This window comes from Alteromonas sp. G4i13 (assembly GCF_054960505.1).
In genome coordinates this window covers 1-23617 of sequence record NZ_JBHNYX010000057.1, presented here as the reverse complement: position 1 = coordinate 23617, position 23617 = coordinate 1, and the positions used below count along the sequence as shown (strand labels likewise).

Annotated in this window: 22 protein-coding genes; 12 read left to right on the top strand and 10 right to left on the bottom strand. The window is 44.0% G+C overall.

Annotation, left to right across the window (positions count from 1 at the left end; genetic code table 11):
• A partial coding sequence (locus ACFI6J_RS19345) for an Mpo1 family 2-hydroxy fatty acid dioxygenase (protein ID WP_462586334.1) occupies positions 1-352 on the top strand: 352 nt, incomplete at its 5' end.
• Between the two features lie 57 nt (positions 353-409).
• On the opposite strand, the gene ACFI6J_RS19340 is transcribed toward ACFI6J_RS19345, so the two are convergent.
• From ACFI6J_RS19340 to ACFI6J_RS19330, 3 genes are all read right to left on the bottom strand, one after another.
• A complete protein-coding gene (locus tag ACFI6J_RS19340; protein ID WP_156086707.1) occupies positions 410-1066 on the bottom strand; it encodes a crotonase/enoyl-CoA hydratase family protein in 657 nt (218 codons plus the stop codon).
• Positions 1067-1197: 131 nt separating this feature from the next.
• Entirely contained in the window at positions 1198-1335 is a 138-nt protein-coding gene (locus ACFI6J_RS19335; protein WP_168463548.1) for a hypothetical protein, read from the bottom strand.
• Between the two features lies 1 nt (position 1336).
• Positions 1337-1702, bottom strand: a complete 366-nt coding sequence (locus ACFI6J_RS19330) for a hypothetical protein (protein WP_156086706.1) — start codon at positions 1700-1702, stop codon at positions 1337-1339.
• A gap of 183 nt (positions 1703-1885) precedes the next feature.
• Between ACFI6J_RS19330 and ACFI6J_RS19325 the strand changes: the two genes are divergently transcribed.
• From ACFI6J_RS19325 to ACFI6J_RS19290, 8 genes are all read left to right on the top strand, one after another.
• Positions 1886-3919 carry an aminotransferase class I/II-fold pyridoxal phosphate-dependent enzyme gene (locus tag ACFI6J_RS19325; RefSeq protein ID WP_156086705.1) on the top strand — a complete coding sequence of 678 codons (2034 nt, stop codon included), beginning with the start codon at positions 1886-1888 and terminating at the stop codon, positions 3917-3919.
• Between the two features lie 146 nt (positions 3920-4065).
• The gene (locus ACFI6J_RS19320; protein WP_014950274.1) at positions 4066-4347 is read left to right on the top strand and encodes a hypothetical protein; all 282 of its coding nucleotides are present in this window, start codon (positions 4066-4068) and stop codon (positions 4345-4347) included.
• 4 nt (positions 4348-4351) lie between these two features.
• Positions 4352-4657 carry a hypothetical protein gene (locus ACFI6J_RS19315; RefSeq protein WP_014977116.1) on the top strand — a complete coding sequence of 102 codons (306 nt, stop codon included), beginning with the start codon at positions 4352-4354 and terminating at the stop codon, positions 4655-4657.
• A 176-nt stretch (positions 4658-4833) separates the two neighbouring features.
• Positions 4834-5616: a TrmH family RNA methyltransferase gene (locus ACFI6J_RS19310; protein ID WP_061486297.1), complete on the top strand. Its 783-nt coding sequence runs from the start codon at positions 4834-4836 to the stop codon at positions 5614-5616.
• A 38-nt stretch (positions 5617-5654) separates the two neighbouring features.
• Positions 5655-6659 (top strand): ribosome biogenesis GTPase YlqF, encoded by a 1005-nt coding sequence (ylqF, locus tag ACFI6J_RS19305; RefSeq protein WP_014950271.1) that lies wholly within the window; start codon positions 5655-5657, stop codon positions 6657-6659.
• A gap of 94 nt (positions 6660-6753) precedes the next feature.
• Positions 6754-8817, top strand: a complete 2064-nt coding sequence (locus tag ACFI6J_RS19300; protein WP_156086703.1) for a glycoside hydrolase family 97 protein — start codon at positions 6754-6756, stop codon at positions 8815-8817.
• A gap of 13 nt (positions 8818-8830) precedes the next feature.
• Positions 8831-9343, top strand: coding sequence for a WbuC family cupin fold metalloprotein (locus ACFI6J_RS19295; RefSeq protein ID WP_156087354.1), 513 nt, complete (start codon positions 8831-8833; stop codon positions 9341-9343).
• A 366-nt stretch (positions 9344-9709) separates the two neighbouring features.
• Positions 9710-9931, top strand: coding sequence for a helix-turn-helix domain-containing protein (locus ACFI6J_RS19290; protein ID WP_014950268.1), 222 nt, complete (start codon positions 9710-9712; stop codon positions 9929-9931).
• Positions 9932-10149: 218 nt separating this feature from the next.
• Here ACFI6J_RS19290 and ACFI6J_RS19285 read toward each other — a convergent pair whose 3' ends face one another.
• Positions 10150-11433, bottom strand: a complete 1284-nt coding sequence (locus ACFI6J_RS19285; protein ID WP_156086702.1) for a pectin acetylesterase-family hydrolase — start codon at positions 11431-11433, stop codon at positions 10150-10152.
• Positions 11434-11761: 328 nt separating this feature from the next.
• Here ACFI6J_RS19285 and upp point away from each other — a divergent pair, with 328 nt between their 5' ends.
• Both upp and ACFI6J_RS19275 read left to right on the top strand, forming a co-directional pair.
• The gene (gene upp, locus ACFI6J_RS19280) at positions 11762-12391 is read left to right on the top strand and encodes a uracil phosphoribosyltransferase (RefSeq protein ID WP_156086701.1); all 630 of its coding nucleotides are present in this window, start codon (positions 11762-11764) and stop codon (positions 12389-12391) included.
• Positions 12392-12576: 185 nt separating this feature from the next.
• Entirely contained in the window at positions 12577-13602 is a 1026-nt protein-coding gene (locus tag ACFI6J_RS19275; protein ID WP_014950264.1) for a LacI family DNA-binding transcriptional regulator, read from the top strand.
• Between the two features lie 15 nt (positions 13603-13617).
• Here ACFI6J_RS19275 and ACFI6J_RS19270 read toward each other — a convergent pair whose 3' ends face one another.
• The 5 genes from ACFI6J_RS19270 to ACFI6J_RS19250 all read right to left on the bottom strand — a co-directional run bounded on the left by ACFI6J_RS19270 (position 13618) and on the right by ACFI6J_RS19250 (position 19683).
• Entirely contained in the window at positions 13618-15120 is a 1503-nt protein-coding gene (locus ACFI6J_RS19270; RefSeq protein WP_156086700.1) for a tryptophan halogenase family protein, read from the bottom strand.
• Between the two features lie 150 nt (positions 15121-15270).
• Positions 15271-18174 carry a TonB-dependent receptor gene (locus ACFI6J_RS19265; protein ID WP_049587165.1) on the bottom strand — a complete coding sequence of 968 codons (2904 nt, stop codon included), beginning with the start codon at positions 18172-18174 and terminating at the stop codon, positions 15271-15273.
• Between the two features lie 350 nt (positions 18175-18524).
• Positions 18525-19103, bottom strand: a complete 579-nt coding sequence (locus tag ACFI6J_RS19260) for a thymidine kinase (RefSeq protein WP_202942176.1) — start codon at positions 19101-19103, stop codon at positions 18525-18527.
• Between the two features lie 5 nt (positions 19104-19108).
• On the bottom strand, positions 19109-19366 hold the full coding sequence (locus ACFI6J_RS19255; protein WP_278344689.1) for an EAL domain-containing protein: 258 nt from the start codon (positions 19364-19366) through the stop codon (positions 19109-19111).
• An 86-nt stretch (positions 19367-19452) separates the two neighbouring features.
• Positions 19453-19683: a hypothetical protein gene (locus tag ACFI6J_RS19250; RefSeq protein WP_278344688.1), complete on the bottom strand. Its 231-nt coding sequence runs from the start codon at positions 19681-19683 to the stop codon at positions 19453-19455.
• A 512-nt stretch (positions 19684-20195) separates the two neighbouring features.
• On the opposite strand from ACFI6J_RS19250, the gene ACFI6J_RS19245 reads away from it, so the two are divergent.
• Positions 20196-22715, top strand: a complete 2520-nt coding sequence (locus tag ACFI6J_RS19245) for a TonB-dependent receptor (protein WP_061486289.1) — start codon at positions 20196-20198, stop codon at positions 22713-22715.
• 73 nt (positions 22716-22788) lie between these two features.
• Here ACFI6J_RS19245 and ACFI6J_RS19240 read toward each other — a convergent pair whose 3' ends face one another.
• On the bottom strand, positions 22789-23496 hold the full coding sequence (locus ACFI6J_RS19240; RefSeq protein ID WP_232376022.1) for a type 2 periplasmic-binding domain-containing protein: 708 nt from the start codon (positions 23494-23496) through the stop codon (positions 22789-22791).
• Between the last annotated feature and the right edge of the window lie 121 nt (positions 23497-23617).

Below are 23617 nucleotides of genomic sequence, written 5' to 3'. Positions count from 1 at the left end.
CATAAGCCCAGCGCTCTTTGTTTGGGCAATTGGTAATGCGTTCTACATTAAGTTAGATATAAAACTTGGCATAGTGATGACGCTTATTACGGGGGCTATGGTCTATTTCGCTCAACCCATCGCACAGAATGAAGTGGGAACATGGCTTGCTATTTCACTTGGTATTTTTATTGGTGGTTGGGTGCTTCAATTTATTGGTCATCACTATGAGGGTAAAAAGCCTGCGTTTGTCGACGATATAATGGGGCTGGCGATAGGACCACTATTTGTGCTTGCGGAATTAAGTTTTGAGCTAGGCCTTCGAAGTGCACTTAAAGAAGAGATAGAGTGCCGCTCCGGACCCATAAAGTAACTGCTTTAGACAGCGCGTTGAAACAACTAGTCTCAACGCGCTGTTATAACATAATCGCTAAGCTTTCATCTTCTCTATCGTTTCTTTACGCAATTGTATTTTAGACTCAGCAAAAGACTGTCTAGGCAACATCTTCAACTTTTCTGCATAACCCATGGCTGTCGCTAATACCTGCTCTTGAGGTACTGCAGCATCTAAAAAGCCCGCTTTTACCGCTTCACTGCCTTGATAAATACGTGAAAAAAGCAATGCTTCAGTTTGAGACGTATTCGCTAGTCTTGCTTTGGCTAGCTCCATACCGAAAGGCGGTAGCACCATACCAATGGCGGTTTCATTAAGCCCATACTTAGTATCTGCGTCTTTACCAATGCGCAGGTCAGCAGCCATAAGCATAATTGCGCCCATTGCAATGCTGTGACCTTCAGCTGCAACGACAACTGGTAGTGGGAAGCTATATAGGCGTACGATTAACTCAGCGCCTTTTGACACCAACTCGTGCTGTTTTGCTTTGTCGTCGGCTTTCATTACCGATAAATCAAACCCGCCGCAAAACTTGCCTTCACCACCGTATAATACAACCGCTTTTGCGTTTTGCTCTGCTTCATCTAAGGCATCGTTAAACTGCTGAATAAGCTCAAACCCAACGGCGTTAACTTTTCCGTCGTCAAAGGTGATTACTGCAATATCGTTATTAATAGCTAAATTAAACGCCATGGTATGTCCTGTCACTTTCTTAGTAGGAATTAATTTACGTTACACTCTGTTAAGCGCAACTTTCTAGCAGTGATTGTAGGTAATTGATTTCTTTTATGATAGTGCTTTAGGCATCATCTTCGGGATATGTGCTATGAATATCGGCGTTGTCTGCGACGCGCTTTCGCGTTATTAGCCCGCCACTGCGCACGTTTGTCTTTCACAATTCGCTCTAGGTCTTGGCCATCCTCTATCAAAATTGCGTCGTTAATGGTTGTTCGTTTTGTCATACTAAAACTCCAGTTTTAGCTGCTTATTGCGCCATTTTTTCGAGCATTGGTTGAGTACGTGAAGCGAGACACTCTCAGTGGCTATCTGTCTCGCGAGGTTTAACGCTGCGCTGGCTTGCTCGTCGGTCAGGTTTTTATAGGCCGGCGAGGGAATGACCTCATACCACGCACAGCCGACAATATTGTCTAAAATCACCCGCATAAAGCAGTGGTCATGATGTATTGGCCAGGCGTTTTTCTTTGCAGATGCAATAGAAGGGAGCACATTTTTCGCGTAGTGTAGAAATTCTCGTAGGTTCTTCGTGTGCTCTGTTGAATTCGAAAGATAAGCGTGTGGGAATTGGTTCTGAAGGGAAGGTGTGTGCATGAGTGATTTAGCCCTCGTCCAATTCGTTTAGGCACTTTTATTACGACATAGCAAGAGTTTACACGACACCAGTGAAATTCAGAGTTACACTATTTTTAGTTTTACTGTTGTTGTTTATAGATTCTTAGTTTTATGAGTTTTAGCCTAGCGTTAAATGCTCATTGTTAATTACATGGTTGGTTAATGCGCCCTCATTTAAAAATTCTCGTTATAGAAGATGCTGTTGATTTATTAGAACAAATTACGTCGAGTATAGGCAACACCATCACTTACTTTGACCGTAGTGACGTTGAAATAAGCTTGCTTGAAGCGAACTCCGTTGCAAAGGCACTACAATTTGTTCGTGAAGACGGTGACATTCAGGCTGTGGTATTTAGCTGGGATGTGGTGGCGAAGGTCAAAGAGCTGACAGACGTAGTGCTATTAAATGGCGTATCTAATGAAAATATGAGCTCCGCAGCCGAAAGCGTTAGTTCACAAAACGCGAGCGAGAAAACCACAAGCGAAAAGCCGTCTGCACGCAACGCAGTAATAGATAACAATGCCAGAGTTATCGACGCCATTAAACGCATTCGCCCTGAACTCCCCGTGTATGTCTTAGGCGATGCAGTAAAAGGGTTGGATATTGTAAACCAAGCCAATGGCATTGAATCGTTCTTCTATCGTAACGACATTATTTCAGACCCAGAGTCTATTTTGGGTTATATCATCAACGACTTTGATGATAGAAACGAAACGCCGTTTTGGACTGAATACAAAGACTATGTGGTAGAGTCTAACGACTCGTGGCATACGCCAGGTCACAGCGGTGGCGCAAGCTTTAGAAATTCACCCTATATCAGTGATTTTTATCGTTTCTTTGGGCGTAACGTGTTTGTTAGTGACTTATCGGTAAGCGTAGACTCGCTGGGCTCACTATCAGATGGCACTCACGCTATTGGTAAAGCGCAAGCCGCTGTTGCGAATACATTTGAAGTTCGTCATTCCTATTTCGTCACAAACGGCTCTTCGACATCAAACAAAATTATTTTGCAGACGCTGTTGCGTGAGGGCGACAAAGTTATTGCCGACAGAAACTGCCACAAGTCAGTGCACTACGGCATTATTCAGGCGCGCGCTATGCCAGTGTATTTAGACAGTGTATTTAACCCTGAATACGGTATTTTCTCACCGCCTAGAATGGCGCAAATTAAGCAGCTTATTGAAGAAAATACTGATGCTAAACTTATCGTACTGACGGGCTGTACCTACGACGGGTTATTGACTGACCTTAAGCAAGTCGTAAATTTAGCCCACGAGCATGGCATTAAAGTGTTCATTGACGAAGCATGGTTTGCGTATTCCTTGTTCCATCCTGCATTGCGTGACTACTCGGCTATCGCCGCTGGGGCAGACTATATTACTCACTCTGCGCACAAAGTGGTGTCGGCGTTCTCGCAAGCATCCTTTATTCATGTAAACGATCCAGATTTCGATAAAGACTTCTTTAAAGAAGTGTTTGCAATTCACACCAGTACCTCGCCCAAGTATCAACTCATTGCCTCGCTTGATGTATGTCGTCAGCAGCTGGAAATGGAAGGCTACAAAATCCTTAATGAGCTATTGAGCAATGTTGCCGAACTCAAATCGCAAATGGCCAAGTTTAAGCGACTTAAAATACTTTCGCCTAGTGACTTTGCGAATATGTTTTCTCACTTTGAAAGTGACAACATTGGGCATGATCCGCTTAAAATCTTAATTGACGTATCGGCGCTTGATTATTCAAACCAAGAAATACATCGTTTCTTAATGGACGAAGTTGGTTTAGAAATCGAGAAGTTTACTCATAGCACTATTCTAGTACTGCTTACGCTAGGTGGAATGCGCTCTAAAATTGTAAGGCTATACAACGCGTTAAAACGTCTTGATGATGGCGCCGTTAACCTAAGCAAGCGCAAGAGCAAGAGTCCGTTACCGGCAGACATTCCGCCAATTCATTTAGACGACCTTCCGTCAAAAGCGTTTTTCAGCCCCAGGGAAGCCATACCATGGCAAAACAGTGTTGGACGCACAGCAGCAGGTTTAATTACACCGTATCCGCCTGGTATTCCGCTTATTGTCCCTGGACAGAAAGTGGAACAAGCGCATATTGATTACCTTCAGGCACTGGCAAGCCAGAAGCTTACCGTCCAAGGTATTTACGACGGTGAAATTTATGTTGTAGCTGACCAACAGTAGGAAAAAAAGCGAACCAAACCAGTTTGGACGGTGCTTTAGCTCTTAAGTGTTTTAAAACCCGTCCATCGAACAGTTTCTATTTGTTATTCCATTTTTTACCCTGTTTTTGGCTTCGAATGGAAGCCTAATAGAACAAGGAAATGTAAATGAAAGAGTTAAATACAAGTGAAATTGAGATGGTGTCCGGCGGCTTTGATGGTTGGGAGCAGCTAGGCGTTGGCATTGCTATGATTGGTTTGGGTATTGCCATTGTTGGCACAGCAGGGTTAGCAACTGTGCCCATTGCTCTTGCGGGCGCTGCAACGCTTGGTGAAATCGGAGTTGGTGTCGTTGGTATTGGTTTAGCAGGTGCGGGTGGATTTGCCGCTGGCACGTCATTAGCGTCAACGAGTGATGATACTCAAGAAGCAACAACATTAGACGAGTAATTCAATGTTTAAAGTACAAATTCAAGGTGGCGATATCACCTCAGTTGCATCGTTAAGAGTATTGCGTACTTTGTGGCCCCTTTCACTAAAAGCGGTAGAAGAGTTGGCTACAGCGTTGAAAAAGCAAAACGAGTTTGTGCTGGTGGAAGGTGTGACGGAAATATTTGCAACAGAACTTGCTCACGAGTTTAAAAGTGCAAATGTTGTATGTCAGATTTTACCAAGTGAAAAAGAAGAGGCCTGCTTATGTATTCCAATTGGTGAGCCACGCAAACGTTGGAACGCTTTAGGTGTCTTGGTATCTCGGTAATTAAAAAGGCGTTTACAAGTATATTTGAAACGCCTTTTTGATACTCCCCTTTATCCTGTATTTCTCCACTACAATCTTTTTCTCTCATTATTTGTTTCACTATTAAGCGTTGCCGCTTTGCGTTTTGGGTTTCATACCTTACACTTGCGCCGAAAGTTATAAAAAGGGCAGTGCAAATGAAACTAAGTGACGTGAAAAAGCTTCATCAAAAGAAATTTAGAACGCAGTTCGGATTCTATTTGGTGGAAGGAGAGCACTTAGTTTTAGAGTTAATTAATGTTGCTCAGCATGACAGCAGTACATTAGGTGATATAACCCTTTATGTGACAGCTGATTATGAGGCGTGGCTGAAAGAAAAACTTGATTCTTCAGTCTCTAATATGAAGGTAGAAACGGTATCGTCTCAACAAATGCAGCAACTCAGCGATACTAAGTCACCTCAAGGTATTATTGCTCGCGTTCCACTTCCTAACTCCGCGTTATATTCAGAGCGGTCACAAACCAGCATTTCAGCAAACAAATCCAGTGCCGAAAAGTACATTTATTTGTATGAAGTTCAAGACCCTGGCAACTTAGGCACCATACTAAGAACGCTAGCGTGGTTTGGGGATTTTACATTATTACTAAGCCCAAATAGCGTAGATCCATACAACTCGAAAGTTGTACGCTCAAGTATGGGGGCTATTTTCCATGTAAACATGGAATTAAACGTGGCGCTTGAAAGCCTAGGCGAGCGGTTCGAACGTTTCGCTTTCTTGGATATGAATGGTAGTAATATCACCTCTAACACCTTTGGTGATTATCAGTGTTATCTGTTTGGTAACGAAGCCCGTGGCGTGCCTGTTGAGGCACTATCAAAGCTAAACGCAACGGCGTATACCATTGCGGGAAGCGGTAAGATTGACTCGTTAAACTTAGCCAGCGCTGTGAATATCTGCGCTTATGAATTAACCCGTTAAGCACACTCCCCTCAACTCGATTACGATAGGAAACAACCATGGCATTACAATGGTTCCCAGGGCATATGCACAAGGCCCTGAAAGAAATTAAAGAGTCGCTTAATCAAGTAGACATTCTTATTGAGGTGCTTGACGCGCGTATTCCATATTCCAGTGAAAACCCCGAAATTGCAAAAATACGCGGCGATAAGCCCTGTATTAAAATTCTTAATAAGTATGATTTGGCAGACCCAGAAATTACTGCGCGCTGGCAGGAGAGCTTAGAGAAAGAGCGCGGCGTGAAGACGATCACGACCTCTAGCGATAACCCGGGCAACAGCAAGCAAATCATGCAGCTGGTTAAAAGCATTTGTTCGTATAAAGAAGGTCAGCCAAAAGCAATTAAAGCTATGATCACAGGTATACCTAACGTGGGTAAATCGACGCTAATTAATATTTTGGCCGAGCGAATCATTGCTAAAACAGGCAACGAGCCCGCTGTAACGAAAAGCCAGCAGCGCATAAATTTAGGCAGCGGTATTATCTTGTTTGATACACCGGGAGTACTGTGGCCTAAGCTTGAAAACCCACATTCAATTTATCGGTTAGCTTCATCGGGCGCTGTTAAAAATACTGCCATGGAATACGACGATGTCGGTTTTTTTGCGGCAGATTACCTCATTAAAGCGTATCCAGAGGTAATGAAGGAGCGCTACAAGCTGGACGAGTTGCCAGATACTGAAATAGAGTTTCTGGAAGCCGCCGCCAAAACGCGTGGGGCAATTCAAGCGGGTGGTCGTGTAAACCTTCATAAAATATGCGAGATCCTGCTTAAAGAACTGCAGTCGGGTAAGTTAGGGCGAATAACCCTTGAGACACCAGAAATGCTGGAAGTCGAAAAAGAAGAAATGGCACTTGAGGCGGCGAAGAAAGCTGAAGCGAAAGCCAAGCGTAAAGCAAAATTCAAAACAGGCTCGTTAACGCCGGATAAGAAAGATCGGAAAGAAAAACGAGAAGAGAAGCGTCAAGAACAAAGCCGTAGGATGAAGAAAAATAAGCGCTAACCAAAAAATAGACTTAATCGATTAAGAAATAGGTTGCAAAAATTCGCTATTACTTGATACTAACATTAGGTTAACAACTTTTGTTGGATATTTTATGCGCGTATTTTTGCTCCTTCTATTGGCCGTCTCCTTGCCTTCAATAGCTAATGAGTTGTCGGTTCTCTCCCCAGATAAAAAAGTAAAGTTATCGTTCACAGATGATGGCGAATTAGCGCAATATCGGGTGTCATTTAACGGAGAACCCGTTTTAGGGCTCGGTAAGCTTGGTTTTACTTTTGCAAAAGCCGCCCCTTTATATCGCGACTTTAAAGTAGAAGAGATAAGCAGGAATACGGTGGATCAAACATGGCAGCAGCCGTGGGGAGAGCAGCGAAACATTCGCGACAACCACAATGAGCTTTTGGTCAAATTCTATAACCCTAGCGATAAAGACCGCACTTTTCTTGTAAGAGCCAGAGTTTTTAACGATGGTATCGGCTTTCGCTACGAGCTACCTGCAAGCGGTAATCGCATAATTACTAGAGAGCTGACTGAATTTAACTTAGTCGATTCTCATCAAGCAAAAGCGTTTTGGATCCCTGCCCATGGTCGAGATAGATATGAATATGTTTATCAATCCACTAATCTGCAAGACGTTCACACCGCTCACACGCCATTCACGGTGAAGTATGAAAACGGCACTCATGTCGCTATTCATGAAGCTGCCCTTGTTGATTACGCGGGTATGAGCCTTAAAAGACAAGAGTTAGGGCGTTTTACAGCGTCGCTGGCACCTCGTCACGACGGGAGTTTGGTGCATAAAACTGGCAGTTTTGTTACTCCATGGCGCACTATTACGTTAGGAAATGACGCAACGGATTTGGTTAATTCATACCTTGTTTTGAATCTTAATGAGCCAAATAAACTCGGTGACGTGAGCTGGGTTGAACCAGGAAAATACATAGGTATTTGGTGGGGAATGCACATTGATGAGTATACGTGGGGCTCTGGAGACAAGCATGGTGCTACTACTCAGCGCACAAAGCAATACATGGACTTCGCCGCTAAACACGGTTTTGATGGTGTATTGGTTGAAGGTTGGAATAAAGGTTGGGATGGTGATTGGATAGCGAATTCAGAGTTATTTTCTTTCACAGAAAGTTATCCAGACTTTGATATTGAAGCGGTGACCAGCTACGGCGAGAAAGTTGGCGTGAAGTTAATAGGACACCATGAAACATCAGGAGGAATAACCAACTACGAAGCGCAGATGGAAGACGGTTTTGCCCTGTACAACAAGCTGGGGGGCTTTCAAATTAAAACGGGCTATGTTGCCCATGGCCAAAATCTCAAAGTGCGCGACGACAACAACGTACTGCGCTATGAATATACCGACAGCCAGGACGTGGTAAATCATTTCATTAAAAACGTCACAACCGCTGCGAAATATCAGTTGTCCATCAACACTCATGAATCGGTAAAAGATACCGGCCTTCGCCGTACTTATCCGAACTGGATATCGCGAGAAAGCGCTCGTGGTCAGGAATACAACTCAGGGTGGGCGGCACCTAATCCGCCTAACCATATTCCCATGTTGGCGTTTACTCGCATGCTCGCTGGTCCGATGGATTTCACACCTGGCATTTTCAATTTTGACTACATAAGAAAAAATGACGGCGGAATAGAGTGGGGCAAAGGAGAGGTTATGCGCCCTCAAACAACGCTTGCCAAGCAACTGGCCCAATATGTAGTGCTGTACAGCCCTATCCAAATGGCAGCAGACTTACCTCGTAATTATGAGAATAATTTACCGGCGTTTCAGTTTATCAAAGACGTCCCTACAGATTGGTCTCATAGTAGAGCGCTTCAAGGAGAAGTGGGCGAATATATTGTAATGGCGCGTAAAGCGAGCAAGCACACATCCTACTCTGAAAACGATTGGTTTGTTGGTGCGATTACGAATGAAGAAGCCAGAGAATTATCACTACCGCTAACCTTTCTAGAGGAAGGTCAGCAGTATGAAGCGCAGCTCTATCTGGATGGAGAGAAAGCGCATTGGAAAACAAACCCCTACGCAATGAACATCGAGAAAAAGGTAGTGACGTCTGCCGATGTCTTGTCATTAAAGCTTGCGCCATCGGGGGGAGGAGCGATACGCTTTAAATTACTAGCGCAATAATAGACAGGGTGTGATGTTGGATAAGATTCAGTATTTTGATAAAGCGTTGTTTGAAACGCTTAAACAGTCGGCTGAGGAAAGTCCTCGCCGACGGGCTAATTTGAACGTACATAAATCTTATACCGACATGGTACAGCGTTTGTTTATTGCAATGATGCCTGACTCCTACGTGCGGCCTCATCGACATGTACAGTCTCATAAGTGGGAGTTCTTCATGGTGGTAGAGGGCGAATTAGACATTCTATTTTTCAGCGACGATGGCGAAGTCGAAAACAGAGTAACGCTAACCGCTCGTGGAGAGACCTGCGGAATTGAGATTCCTCCTAATACCTGGCACGCAACGGTGTGTCATAGCCCAGTAGTTTTCATGGAAGTTAAACAAGGGCCTTACGAAGTCACCGATGATAAAGGTTTTGCAAGCTGGTCTCCTGAAGAAGGAAGCGACCAGGTCCCCAATTTTCTAGCATCACTTAAGCAAGCGGCGGTGGGTGATAGCGTACGTTTTTTAAAGCCTCTACTTGCCTAATAAAGCGCTTATAGCCGGCTTTCGGCACTTTCCTTTTCGGAAAGTCATTGCTATTGCTTATCTACATGGTATGGTTAAGGATAAGTGACAGAAGGCCGCTGCTATATATTTAAAAAGCACCGAGGCCAATACATTTAGCTTAGTCGCGGCAAAGGGCCGATTGTACAAGCACATTGTGAAAAGAGAATTATCATGCAAAACGTTTCAACTGGTTATTTTTATAATTTTAATTACTGATTGCACCTGACCGTCGGTGTTCAGGGGCAAGTATTGGCTTCTGGGCACTGCAGGTAGAACGTTTTGCAAAAGCCCAGAAGGTATCACCATCTGGGCTTTTTTAATGCCCGTAATTCTCGGTAAAAGACAATGAAAGAAATCACATTAGGTGACATCAGAAAGCAGCACAGAGTTAAACAGGAAGTCGTAGCAATGGCGTTATCGGTCACAGCTTCTGGTGTAAGTAAGTTGGAATCAAAACGTATTCAGGACGTTTCACTTCAACGTGCGGCTGCATATTTAGCTGCGGTTGGCGGGAACATGAAAATTGAAGTAACTATGCCTGATGGCGCTACTTTGCAAGTTGGGTAGTAGGGCGTGTTAATTTGTTGCTGCATAAATGCACAGCAAGGAACGACAAATCCTAGTTTTAATACCAGTCCTTATAGATTATTACCCACTCAGCGAGACTTAAAATGTTCGTAATCGCGGCGTGTTAACGCAGGTGAAAATATGGCTAATCCAACCACTGCTGGGTTGGACTTGCCATGTTATTGATTACTTTTTATTACAAGTTCGCACTACGTTTCCTAGTGATAGTATGCCGCGCTATTTTCTCTAAAGCGGCGTGACGTAGCAAAGGTGTGTAGCCATTCGTTAAAGGAAATACCTCGCGCACTCTGCTCATGATAAAATGGGCTAGGTGAGGATACTGGGAAGGCATTATCTTCACAAAAATCGTTTAGCACCATGTGGCAGGTGCCTTCACCAAGGTAAAATTGATAATTCCAAGTGAAAGCTGACAGCGCATGAAGTGACGCATTAGCCTGAAGCTGCCAGCCAAGTATGTAGCCTAAATCAGATTCTGTTACACCCCATGTCGTTGGGTCTAAATTACCTCTAGAGACCTGATCAGAGATTTTAGAAAACTGAATTTGAACAATGTCGGTTCCTGTTGAATATTGCGCAAAACGGTTCCAAGGGTACTGATAAGCTAATCGCAGCATCACCTGCTTATTGAGCGTTAGATGGTTAAAATTGCCAATCAGTGATTGGAAATTACGTGGTAGTGTATCTTCTATCCCCCATGGCCCTTGATAGTTTAGGACTGTTTGCGTAAAGCCTCGGGATATAACACCAAGCGACGCATCAGCGAAGAGGGCAACCTTTGTGCGACCAAACAGCGATTGGAAGTAGGGGAAGTTGAACGTTGCACCATAACCGCCCGCACTGCTTCCACTGAGTAGAACTTTGTTGGGTGATAAATCATCGTTGTTCAGTTTTTCTTTAATCCACTGCATAACAACTAGCGCGTTGTCGTGACCACGGTGCTTTAAAGTAACTTCGGCACCAGGTAGACCTGTAACGATACCAAGCTCGTCAACGTACTGCGTGTCTTTTGAGCCTAAGTGTAGGTCGCCAGTACAGTAGGGAATGAAAACTTTTGACCAAGTTTGAAAAGGGTTCTCTTGTGTATCTTCAAATATTCCGCCTGAAATAAATGGCGTATTTTCGATTACGGCTGATGGGTTATATGCGGCTCGCGACATCGGGTTGTCGTCAAACTCAAGCTGCATTGACGCTAAGCAAGTGGCACTGTCCCAGCAGGCGCCGCCACCATTGAAGTAGATAAGTAGGTTATCACTTTCTCCTTGTTCGAAATAAAACGAGAATGGGTTGGGTGCTAACCCCTCTGGTCCCGGTAAAGCGGGAAGAGAACATGATGGGTACACGGTTTTTTCACCGCCGCCAGGTACTGATACCACCACCTCATTTTCAGGAGTGATTTGCTCCCATTGTGCAAAGGCATTATGGGCACAGAAACTCAGTGCCATTACAGCAAAATAGCGAAAACGTTTAGCGTAAGAATGCATAAACAATTCCTTTTGACATAGATAAACATGGTTTGAATAGTAAGTTTGATTCGGCTGTTATGAGAAAATTGAACTTCCTGAAACTTTCTCAATCGATCTCATTAGCGCGTAACTACGACAATTCATAGCGAGCGCTATACATTCATGATCGTGAATTGCGCCACGAACTGTGGCTATAGCCTACGCACTAGGTTATAGCATTTATCCACTCTGTCTAGCGTTGATGTGGCGTTTTAAAGCATTGAATAAACATATTTTTACGACTAATCGCTTTAACTAAAATACTTCTGGGTTAAAATATAGCTAAATCGATTACAAGGAGTCTTACATGGCCGTTCACGAAATTACCCACCCGCTTATTGCGCACAAACTAGGGCTTATGCGATACGCTAAAATTAGCAGCAAAGACTTTCGCGAGCTTGCCTCTGAAGTAGGGAACCTTCTGACTTATGAAGCAACGCGAACACTGCCTACTGAAAGAGCGACGATTAAAAGTTGGTCGGGCGATGAGGTAGAAGTAAGACAAATTAAAGGCAAAAAAATTACTGTCGTTCCTATTCTTCGTGCAGGCCTAGGTATGCTTGAAGGGGTACTTGAACTAATTCCAAATGCGAAGATTAGCGTAGTGGGTCTGTACCGTGATGAAGATACGCTTCAGCCGGTCGCCTACTTTGATAAAGTGGTTAAAAATATTGATGAACGTACTGCACTAATTGTTGACCCGATGCTAGCCACTGGCGGTACTTTGATTGCAACAATCGACCTTTTGAAAAAGAAAGGCTGTCGAAAAATAATGGGACTATTCCTTGTTGCTGCGCCTGAAGGCATTAAAGCCGTTGTTGAAGCACACCCTGATGTTGATATCTTTACCGCCGCAATCGATGATAGATTGAATGAGAAAGGCTATATCCTACCGGGATTAGGAGATGCTGGAGACAAAATCTTTGGCACGCGCTAAGAGCGAAAATCTCTAAAAATTAAGCCATTGAGCAATTTGTTACACAACTCATCGAATTAGCGCTAAATTTCACGCGTTAAACGTTTAAGTTAATGATATAGTCAGAGGGTAGTCAGAGCGCACGCTTGCTACCCTTTTTTGTTTTTAAATCTGGGTAGTTAGTTTCGTGAAAAGAGCTAAAAATAATGAATAAAACAAAACTTACCCTAAAAGATGTTGCTGAACAGTTGGGCGTTTCAACGGCAACCATTTCAAATGCGTTTAACCGCCCGGACCAATTATCAAAAGCGAAGCGCGAAGAGATTTTAGCGCAGTGCAAAAAGATTGGTTACAGCGGCCCCAATAAAGCAGCACAGATCCTCAGAAAGGGCACATCAAATATTGTGGCTTTAGTATTAGCCGACAGCATTTCATATATGGTGAGTGACCCCGTCGCGAGTACTTTTATTAAAGGTGTTTCTTCTGCGCTTCAAGAAAATGGCAAGCATTTGTTACTGTACGCGGGCGACTCTGACAGCATTCTTGATGTTGTAGATTTTGTTGATGGTTTTATCTGTTACGGACAACCGCGCAACAGCAACTTGGTAGCGGAGTTGGCAGTGTCGCCAAAACCTGTGGTCACCGTTGACTTTGATATCGAAGACAAACCATCTATTAATATTGATAACGAAGAGGCGGCCTATCGCGTTGCGTCTCATGCGTTAAATGAAGGTGATAATGTGGCAATTTTTGGGCTTCGCCTGATTGACTCGCCTTCTACATGTCGTATTTACGATAGTCCGTTGATTGACGTAGACAGCTCAATTGCTCACCGTCGACTTGATGGTTATTTAAGGGCCGCTGAAGAAAAGAACATCACGGTAAGCAATGAGCGTATTTGGCACCTTCCAGAAAGTGACAGACATTTTGCAAGACAGGCTGCCAAAGAAGTACTGACCAGCTCTCCAAGACCTAATGTGGTTTTGTGTATGAGTGACATTATAGCCCTTGAGCTACTTCACTTAGCCTTGGATATGAATATTAAGGTACCGGAAGAGCTGAAAATTACAGGGTTTGATGGTATTGGGGAAGCCGAGCGTGCGCGCCCGCGTCTTACTACAGTTTGCCAATCCAGTAGTGGCAAAGGCGTAGAAGCAACAAAAGCACTGCTTAATCAAGTAACAGCAAAGAGTACGCTGCCTTTTGAATTGCAAGTCGGCGAGACGGTATAGGCTGAGCCAAGAGGTTCAGCCCGCGTTAAATAAGGTAGATTGCTTATCAAAGTTTAACGAGCAGCGATTAAAAAATGCGGCAAGTTTCTTTTCTTCAAAAAGGTCGCCGCTTTCCTTCAAAGAAGCGGGCTGATTGAGTGCCGGTGGCGGGAATACACCATAGCCAGACAACAAACAATGCCATGAGGTAGTGCTGAAATGTCGACCAATACCTTGCCGCTTTATTTCCTCAACAATATCCCCTTTTCTGTACCACACATCAAGTAAACTAAGCAGTGATTCGGACAGCTTCATATTAGCTCTGTTGTCTCTCCAGTAGTCACTGTCGTTGCGCCCGTTTAGCTTGTAATGACACACGATATAATCTCGGACGCGTTCAAAGCGCTCTGAAACTTCCCGATTAAACGCCTGTCTCTGTTGAGCACTTGTTTCGTTGAAAGAATAGTTGTCCGCGAAAAGCTCGATGCTCGTTTGAACTAGGTGTAGTGCCGTTGCTTCTAAAGGTTCAATAAACCCTTGCGACAAGCCTAGTGCAAGACAATTCTTCTCCCAGTGCCTTTCACATTGCCCTACACGCATAGACAAGTGCTTTGCTTCAACATCGGTATTTTCCATCCCCAATGCGCGTCGCAATTCACATTCTGCAGCGTCTTTCTCTTGGTACTGCTGACTATACACATATCCGTTTCCCGTGCGGTTGCGAAGCGGTATCTGCCAACGCCAACCGTTCGACATGGCAACCGACTCGGTTTCAACCGGTAAATTAGCGCATGCTGGTGTAGGCAACACAACGGCCGAGTCATTGAATAGGTTGTCACTAAAGTCCCTAAACGGTACGCCTAGCGTCTTTTGTAAAAGGAGTCCTGAAAAACCCGTGCAATCTATGAACAGATCTCCATCAAGTTTTTGTCCGTCTTGACAAACGAGATGTGAAATGTCGCCAGATGGTGAGGTATGCACCGATTCAATATTACCAACAACGTGATATACGCCTTTTGATTTAGCGCGCTCGCGTAAGAATCGTCCAAGTTTTAGAGAGTCAAAGTGGTAGCCGTATTCTATATCGAATGGAAAATTATGTGAGGGAAGAGGGGCAAGGTTTTTCTTTGCCAAATACCCCGCCATAAGAAACTTATCAGGTCGAGTTTCAACATCGAGACCCAGCCTTCTGGTTAAGGCATTAACGTGAAATGCTCGTTCACTAAAAACATCTAGCTGGCTAATAAAGGGGTGAGAGTAGCTGTGTGAATTATTGCCATTCCAGCCCGTGAACTTGATATTAACTTTATACGTTGCTTGGCACTCTTCCATCCAATCATACTCAGGAATATCAAGAGTTTGGAAGAAACGCTTGAGAGTAGGTGTCGAGCCTTCGCCTACGCCTATTGTGCCAATGTCTTCTGATTCTATGAGTGTGATGGTCACAGCTTGATTAGCCCAGCGGTGAGCTAAAAGGTTGGCAGCCATCCAACCTGCTGTGCCGCCTCCAGCAATAACAATTCGGAGTGGTGTTGTCATTAAAGGCTCTGCAATAAAAGAAGGGTGAAATTAAACAGTATCAGAGTTGCGCATTACTGCCACACTTTACATGGCAGTAATGCAAGGCACGTATCCACTATCTAAAGGTGCGTGCCATTATTTTCGTGCGTTCAAAAGGGATGGTCCCTTTTAATAGAACGAATAGTTGAGGTTTAGCATATAAGAAGGACCAAACTCGCGGCGGAGCGTAACAATGCCCGCATCATCAATGGTTTCTTCTTTCTCATCAGTCAGGTTTACGCCTTGTAACGACACTCTTAGCCCTTCCAAGTACTCAATTCCGCTATCTGCAAAATCGTAGCTAATTTGAGCATCGACTTGGGTAACGGCGTTACGAGTTGCAGGCTCAATTTTGTTTGAACCTCCACGCTGATACGTAAGGAACTCAGAACGATCGGTTGCCGCAACCCTAATCTCAAAGCCGTTCATCTCATAGTACGCTGTAATGCTGTACGTATTGTCTGATTGGCCTGGAATGGCTGTTCCATCTTCAAGCTCCGCATCTAGGATTGTCGCAGAAGCGGCAATACCAAATCCATCCAGAGAGTCAGTGAGCATTCTCAAAGGAACATTGGCCGTTAGCTCAACCCCTTTCATTTCACCTTTTAGGCCATCTTCGAAGAATGAATAGAAGCCCTGGTCTGGCGGAGTTACTAAATCGCCCACTTCGTAAGGCGTGTCTTGCGGGCCGTAGTTACCCGCAACGTCCACTATCCTGTCATGGAATCCAGGGATGAAGTAGTTAGCACCGTCATTGGTCACGTCGTTCGTGAAATCAATAAGCTGGTTACCGTCGCGGGTCCAATTAACCAAATCTTTATAGAAAAGCGCAATTGAGACATAACCTTCTTCATCGAAGTAGTTTTCAAATGAAATGTCAAAGTTGTTGGCTTCTAACGGACGAAGGGTTGGGTTACCTGTAAATTTAGACCAAGGCGACCCGAACTCTCTCACCGCTGCCTCAGAATTTTCTGTGGCAATCAGTTCAATATTTTGATCAAACTTAACAAAGCCCGATGCTTTCATTTGGTCGATACGTGCTCGACTAATGGTTTTCGATGCCGCAAAACGCAAATAGCGATTCTCATTAAGTTCGACACTTACGTTCAGGCTAGGGAGGAAGTGAGAGTAATCATCGCCATCGGTAATAATACAGTCCGCATCAACCACTTCGTTGCCATCGTCGTCACACACGGCAAAGTTCGGGCCTACAATACCAATGAAACCCGTTGAGCTTTGGTCCGTTTGTACATATTGTGCACCCACGTTACCTTTTACATTGAAACCTTGAACTTCAGTCTCAAAGTCTAGCTGGGCGTATAATGTAGTTACTTCTTCATCAATGGTGTAGGTATCACCTAAACGATCAGGCTCTAGAAGCCCTGCATCATTAAGCGTATATTCACCATCGTTGTAAGGGGCAAAGCCGTCGTAGGCTACAACGTAACCCATGCCAGCCCAGGTTAAGTCAGCTAAGCCGTTGTACAGATACTGCTCAGGGATCGCTTCAGAAAATGGATAAGATGAAGCGGTTGCGAAGAAACCTTTGTTATCTTTTGCTTTGTATCGGTCGCTATAGTTTACGCCGGCCGTAAAAGTGTTGAAGATTCCCCAATCTACATAACCAACTGCCTCAAAACGTATTGTGGTCAACTCTTCTTCAAAATCAGCAAAGTTCAGGAAGCCGTCTTGGGCGTTGAAATAGCTGTAAGGTTGACCATTTGCCTGTAAAACATCGGTGGTAAACTGATCGGCAATGTTAGCCATACCGCCCCCCCAAACTTGAGGACCCGCAAGCTGTAACATGGTGGGATCAGAGAATGCATCAAGGCCGCTACTGCCGGTAAAGTAAATACCATCAGTGCTCATTTCGAATTGACGTGAACCTAATTGCCCTTCGCCGAGCGCACCAGAACGCGCTAAACCAGCGTATGATTCACCACGCAAGTCACGTTTGTTCGACTCACTGTCTGCCACATCTAAAGTAAGAGACCACTCATCGGTTATGTCGTATTTGATATTTAAACCGAAGGTTTGAAGCTCGCCATCTTTTTGCGCGGGATCTGTACGCAGTACTGGATTCGCGTTAACTTGCGTGCCCGAGTTGTTAATGCCTGTACCACTTACATTTGCCGCAGCGAAGGGTTCGATGAAACCGCGAATCACACCTGAGTCGGAATAATCAATATCTAGCGCATCAAAAACAATGTCTAGTCTATCGGTGGGACGCCATTGAAGAATGGCTGAAATCGTGTCGCGTTCTAGCACGCGGCTAATGGCCTGAGTGTCTAAACCAAACGGAAGCACCTGACCATCGTCATTCTCACCATATCCCCAAACACCGTATTTTCTCTCGTTTCTGGGGGACTCCGTTGATGCAATGGCAAGTGCGAGACCTACCGTGTCATCTGCAAACTTTTCTACAAAGGAAAGAGCAAAACGGTTGCCGCTATTGTCGAACTCTGGATTATCTGAATCGTTGCCACCAAGTTCGTAGACCCCAGTGACGGTAAGGGTTTCCTGGGCTGCTAGAGGACGTACTGTTTGCAAGTCTACTGTACCGCCAATACCTTGGACAATAAGCGAAGCGTCAGAGGTTTTGTAAATTGTGGCACCTGTCATGATTTCAGCAGGGTATAAGTCGTACTCTACGCCACGGTTATCGCCAATACCGATAAGCTCTCGTCCGTTCAGCGAGGTGCCGGTAAAGTCTTCTTTGAAGCCACGTACCGAAATACCAGACGTTCGTCCGCCTACGCGCTCACCTGATAGGCCTGGCAAGCGGGCAAGTGATTCTGCGATTGAAGAGTCTGGAAGCTTACCAATGTCTTCCGCGGAAATGGCTTCAACAATGGAATCGTTGTCCATTTTCACCGCTTGGGCGCGCATCAAAGAGCCTCGAATACCCGAAACTTGAATAATTTCTACTTGTTCGTCGTCTGGTGTGTCTTGTGCTACTACTGAACCGCTGTTAAGGGCGGCGGTAATAGAAATAGCGATTAACGCAGGTTTAAACGTACTGGTGTGCTTCATGAGTCATACCTTGCTGAGTGTGTTAAACAAAGGTTTTATTATTTACAACGTTTTAACAATAGTAGTTGTTTTACTCATACGCAAGTGTTTTCTTAATTGTTTAAGAAAAGTGTTTTTAAATACAGGTCATAAACGGCTACTCGTGGCTAGCAAGAATGCTTAATGCTTTTTCTTGCTACCTCTAAATAGTACCGAGAAAGTTTGGATAACGCCGATTGAAATCTGGCAAAGAGCAGAAGGGCGAATGGCAAATTCTTTGAGAATGAGAAGCGGACAATAAATGCTATAGCCCGCAACAGAAATGAGGTTCAGTGACCGCTTATTTTAGTTAGGTTACTTGACGTTGGGATTTAGTCCCAAACCAGTTCTTTAAAGTGCTTGCGACACATTGATTCATAGGTGTCGTTGCCGCCAATTTGTACTTGATCACCATTTTTTACTGCATTGCCATTTTCGTCTAAACGCACCACGAAACTTGCTTTTTTGCCGCAATGGCAAACGGTTTTTAGTTCAGATAGCTTATCTGCCCAAGCTAGCAAATAGTGGCTTCCTTCAAAGGTTTCACCTAAAAAGTCGGTACGCAGGCCGTAGGCTAGTACCGGCACATCAAGTTCATCAACTACGTCCACGAGCTGCTTTACTTGTGCCTTTGTTAAGAACTGTGCTTCGTCAATAAAAATGCAGTCGGGCTTTAATGCTTCGCAGTCTTTGCTTATTGAGGCAAACAAATCATCGTCTTTTGCATATAGCTTGGCATCTGCTTGTAAGCCGATACGAGAAGTGACTTTCCCAACGCCGAATCGATCATCAAGCGCTGCGGTATAAATCACCGAATGCATACCGCGCTCACGGTAGTTATAAGCTGATTGGAGGAGTGATGTGGACTTCCCTGCGTTCATTGCAGAGTAATAAAAATAAAGTTGAGCCATGGTTATTAGTAGTTTTCGTTATACCAAGAAATAAGGTCGTTGGCGTTCATTGGTCTAGCGAAGTAAAAGCCTTGCAAATAGTCGGTTCCAAGCTGGGACAAATGTTGCCTTTGCTGCTCAGTTTCGATGCCCGCTGCAATGATTTTACAGCCAAACTCTCTAGCCATTAAAAATGTTGCTCTTGTTATGGTATCACTCTCTTCAGAGCTATTCTGTATAAAAGAGCGATCAATTTTAATAAAATTGAACGGCGCTGCTCTCACTTTATTTCGTTTTACAACGTTTCATTAAACACGCCAATAGAGCCTCTTTGCTTATGCTTTTGATCATACATAGTCAGGTCTGCCTGTTAAATTAAATCAACAGCACTGTCGCCATGGACGGGGAACATAGCGATGGCGTTAGATGCATCGAGCTTTTCGTTTGACGCTATGAGTAGTTTGTTTACTTTAACTGTTTCACTACGCTCAATACGCATTTGTTCCATCAAACTATTGTTCTTAGCTTTAAGGTGTAATGTACTGATGAAAAAGCGATGGTAGCGAAAAGCACTGGCGAAAATATCAAACCAAAAAACCAAGCCAAGCACACCTAGTATAAAAAATTTCCCGCTAGCATCAATTGTTGAAGGGAGTCGCTTTCAAAAAAATACAAGGCCAGAAAAGGCAAATATCGTCATCAAGAAGCCGACAAAGCTATTGCCAATTAGCATGTCGGTGGTGTCTCGTTCTATTTCAGTTTGTGATATTGATTCTTGAAACGTGATCAACCGGATAAGGCCTTAATCACATTCTGACTCAAAACTAATGCATTACTTCAAAAGAAAATTTAGTCGTACAGAATAGAGCGAAACGTACAAAATTAAGTATACTAAATGATTGTAGTATAGGCTAAATATAGATAAAACTTTAGTATATAAACGTTAAATAAGACGCTGCGCAAGAGTAAAAACTCTTCACAGGATGTTTACAATGTTGTTTATTTGTTATAAATTCTTAATCGATTAAGTTTGGATCGTGTTGCCGCCTCCCTACGTTAAAGGGGCAGAGGCTACCTTGGGTTTAACAAATTCAAAACATTGCCGGAGAAAAAATGAACAAAAATCACACACTCAACGCTTTGACCCTAGCGATTTGCGCCGCTTTTTCGGGATCGGTTATCGCACAGGAATCATCAACAGCTGATGCTGACGCAAAGTCGAAAGAAAAATTCGAACAGATTGTGGTTACCGCTGCACCGGGTGGTGCAACGATGCAAGAAGCTAGTGTTTCTGTAAGTGCATTCGATGAAGACGATATTCTTAAACTAGCTCCTCGTTCTACCGCTGAGGTATTTCGCGCGTTACCTGGTATTCGTGCTGAATCATCTGGTGGTGGCGGTAATGCAAACATAACTATTCGTGGTATTCCACTTGCTACAGGTGGCTCCAAGTTCTTGCAACTACATGAAGATGGCCTACCTGTGTTGGAATACGGTGACATCAACTTCGGTAATGCAGACAACTTCTTACGCTACGACTGGTCTGTAGCTAATGTAGAAGCTGTACGTGGTGGTTCAGCGTCGACGTTTGCAAGTAACTCGCCAGGTGGTGTAATTAATTTAATCAGCAACACGGGCGAAGTAGGTGGCGGTGCCATTGGAACGTCATTTGGCGTCGATTACGAAGAGTTTCGTTTAGATTTTCGCTATGGCGGTGAAATTAGCGACGACCTTTACTACCACATTGCTGGCTTTGCCCGTGGTGGAGAGGGCCCGCGAGAAACAGGCTACAACGGCGATCAAGGTGGTCAAGTTAAGTTCAATATCACCAAAATGCTAGATAACGGTCACATCCGTTTCTTCTATAAAAACCTTGATGACAAAGTATCAACATACCTTCCTTCTCCGGTATTGGTGAAAGGCGATGGTGAATATGGCCCGGTACCTGGTTACGATGCCAGCTCACAGGCATTAAACTCAGCTTACAACACAAACATTTCTACTTTTGACAGCTATGGTAACCCAGAGAATCGCGACGTCCGCGATGGCATCGAATCAAAAGTAAACTCATTTGGCGTTGAAGTTGACCTCGAAGTGGCTGAAAACTTGTTCTTATTAAACAAGTTCCGTATTTCAGATATCTCAGGTGGTTTTATTGCTCCATTTACTGATGGATTTCCAGCGGGCCCTGGCGATGTATCGAATTTCGCTTCTGCACTTTGTGCCGGCGCTACTGACGGTGACGGAAATGCACTGAATTGCGACAGCACAAGTGTTGTGCTCGCGAACGGACCTGGCGCTGGTGAAGTGTACACAGGACAAGCATTTACAAACCTTCAGTTCGACACTCGAATCAACGATTTGGGTAACATGATCAACGATTTCAGTTTACGTAAAGAATTTGATAACGGTATCGACCTCACTGTAGGTTATTACTACTCAAACCAGGACATCGCCACAAGCTGGTCAAGCTGGCAGACATTTATTCAGACCCTAGACGGTGACAATTCGCAGCTTCTGACAATTACCGATGGCGATGGTGTGGAACTTGTTTCAAACGGTTTACTGTCGCCAAGCTTCCTTTCGTGGGAGTGGGACTTAAACTATGTAACAAAAGCGCCGTACATGAACGTTGGTTTTGAATTGTCTGATAACATTCTTATTGATGCATCGGTACGTCATGACACGACCGAAGCTTCAGGTGAACTCATCAGCTCATGTTGCGGCGGAAATGCTGACTTCGACCTAAACGGTAACGGAACTATTGAGCAAATTGAAGATGCTTCAGCAATCAACAGCGGCTTCATTAGCGGTGGTGTCATCAACTTAAATCGCGCCAGTGCGTCTTCTCAAATTGTTGATTACAGCGCGAATAATACGTCTTATTCAATCGGTGGTTCGTACCTTCTAAGCGCCAGTCAGACATTCTTTGCTCGTTACTCAAAAGGTGGCCGTGCTATAGCCGATCGTTTATTGCAGATAGGCGGTACATTGAATACAGACGGCAGCTTAACAAGTACAACATCGGGTTATGATACAACGAAGCAATTCGAGGTAGGTTACAAATACGGTACGAGAGACCTCATGGTTAACGCAACCTTGTTTGATACTGTTACTGAAGATACGCAAGCAGAAGTAACAAGTGGTCTAACTTTCATGCGTGAATACGAAGCAACTGGTCTTGAGCTAGAAGGTCGTTGGAATGCAACTGACAATTTTGTGATGTCAGGTAACTTAACATGGACAGATGCTGAAATCAGTAAAGATGTTAATGACCAATCGCTCGTAGGAAATACGCCTCGACGTCAAGCTGATTTGATCTGGACTATTACACCTGAGTATGTCACTGACAATTGGTCAGTTGGTGCTTCGCTGCAAGGTTCGACAGAGTACTACGTACAAGATAATAATGACCTGAAACAAGAAGGCTATAACCTTGTAAACTTATTCGCTACGTATTGGGTTAATGACCAGTTTTCAGTGTCGTTAAACATGAACAATGCTACAGACGAATTTGTAGTAACTGAAGTAGAAGGAACACCTTTTGGAGAGATTTCAACAGGTGATTATGTCCGCGGAAGACCGCTAAATGGTCGTACTACGGTACTGTCGCTTAAATATATGTTCGACTAACGAGCAAATATCTAGTGCGAAGGTACTAGTTATTGTTCAATTAACGCCCGCAATTGATGCGGGCGTTTTCTATTTATTCACTCTCCGCGGCTTTGAGTAGCTGAAGCTGCTTGGCGATTGCTGCAGAAAGTTGGTCAATTAAGTGGCTATGTTTCTTATGAATAACGTGTACCAATTCGTGTTCCACTAGAGGTATATACTCAATTCCAGATTGATCGAAAATGGCTTCTTCAGAATAGTCACTCGGTAAAATAGCGTAGTCAAATCGCCCGTTGAGCAGTAAATTTATGACGTGGTGAAAGTCATCAAATTCAAAGATGTTAGCATTTAACTCGCCAGGTTTGGTGTGCGTATTGAAGAAAAATCGGGTAGTGACGGCTATTGCCTTATCTGGTTGTTGAATTATGCTTTTATTGCACTCAGCTCCCCGTATACACAATAGAAATGAGGTACCATGAGACAGTGCTGGAGGAACAATTACAATGTTATTGTCAGGCTGAGACACTACGTCATAGCGAGTAATATCTGCATCTGTCATTCCTTCATTCAAAAGCCGTAAGCCTCTTTCCCCACCCACTTTTTCGAATGTAACCTCAATGCCGATATCTTGATACGCACGTGCTATTAGGGGTTTATAGAAGCTACTTACTCGAGGATGAGTTAATTCTCCAATGACGAAGTTAGTATCATCGTGCTGGGCACTGGCGTTTGAATTGAATAGCAGCGACGAGAAAAAGAGAATAAAAAATATTGAAACGGTTTGAATGCCAATAAAGCGCATCGTTTTCACTTTACAAATCCTTGTTTAAGAAAACCACGATAAGCTAAGGGTAGAGTACGAACGAAACAATAGAAAGGTAATTTAACGGTCAAATAAAAAGCCCCATCTCAAGGATGGGGCT

Coding starts and splice junctions, on each gene's coding strand:
- ACFI6J_RS19340 (WP_156086707.1), bottom strand. CDS start 1,066: ATGGCGTTTAATTTAGCTATTAATAACGATATTGCAGTAATCACCTTT.
- ACFI6J_RS19335 (WP_168463548.1), bottom strand. CDS start 1,335: ATGACAAAACGAACAACCATTAACGACGCAATTTTGATAGAGGATGGC.
- ACFI6J_RS19330 (WP_156086706.1), bottom strand. CDS start 1,702: ATGCACACACCTTCCCTTCAGAACCAATTCCCACACGCTTATCTTTCG.
- ACFI6J_RS19325 (WP_156086705.1), top strand. CDS start 1,886: ATGCGCCCTCATTTAAAAATTCTCGTTATAGAAGATGCTGTTGATTTA.
- ACFI6J_RS19320 (WP_014950274.1), top strand. CDS start 4,066: ATGAAAGAGTTAAATACAAGTGAAATTGAGATGGTGTCCGGCGGCTTT.
- ACFI6J_RS19315 (WP_014977116.1), top strand. CDS start 4,352: ATGTTTAAAGTACAAATTCAAGGTGGCGATATCACCTCAGTTGCATCG.
- ACFI6J_RS19310 (WP_061486297.1), top strand. CDS start 4,834: ATGAAACTAAGTGACGTGAAAAAGCTTCATCAAAAGAAATTTAGAACG.
- ylqF (WP_014950271.1), top strand. CDS start 5,655: ATGGCATTACAATGGTTCCCAGGGCATATGCACAAGGCCCTGAAAGAA.
- ACFI6J_RS19300 (WP_156086703.1), top strand. CDS start 6,754: ATGCGCGTATTTTTGCTCCTTCTATTGGCCGTCTCCTTGCCTTCAATA.
- ACFI6J_RS19295 (WP_156087354.1), top strand. CDS start 8,831: ATGTTGGATAAGATTCAGTATTTTGATAAAGCGTTGTTTGAAACGCTT.
- ACFI6J_RS19290 (WP_014950268.1), top strand. CDS start 9,710: ATGAAAGAAATCACATTAGGTGACATCAGAAAGCAGCACAGAGTTAAA.
- ACFI6J_RS19285 (WP_156086702.1), bottom strand. CDS start 11,433: ATGCATTCTTACGCTAAACGTTTTCGCTATTTTGCTGTAATGGCACTG.
- upp (WP_156086701.1), top strand. CDS start 11,762: ATGGCCGTTCACGAAATTACCCACCCGCTTATTGCGCACAAACTAGGG.
- ACFI6J_RS19275 (WP_014950264.1), top strand. CDS start 12,577: ATGAATAAAACAAAACTTACCCTAAAAGATGTTGCTGAACAGTTGGGC.
- ACFI6J_RS19270 (WP_156086700.1), bottom strand. CDS start 15,120: ATGACAACACCACTCCGAATTGTTATTGCTGGAGGCGGCACAGCAGGT.
- ACFI6J_RS19265 (WP_049587165.1), bottom strand. CDS start 18,174: ATGAAGCACACCAGTACGTTTAAACCTGCGTTAATCGCTATTTCTATT.
- ACFI6J_RS19260 (WP_202942176.1), bottom strand. CDS start 19,103: ATGGCTCAACTTTATTTTTATTACTCTGCAATGAACGCAGGGAAGTCC.
- ACFI6J_RS19245 (WP_061486289.1), top strand. CDS start 20,196: ATGAACAAAAATCACACACTCAACGCTTTGACCCTAGCGATTTGCGCC.
- ACFI6J_RS19240 (WP_232376022.1), bottom strand. CDS start 23,496: ATGCGCTTTATTGGCATTCAAACCGTTTCAATATTTTTTATTCTCTTT.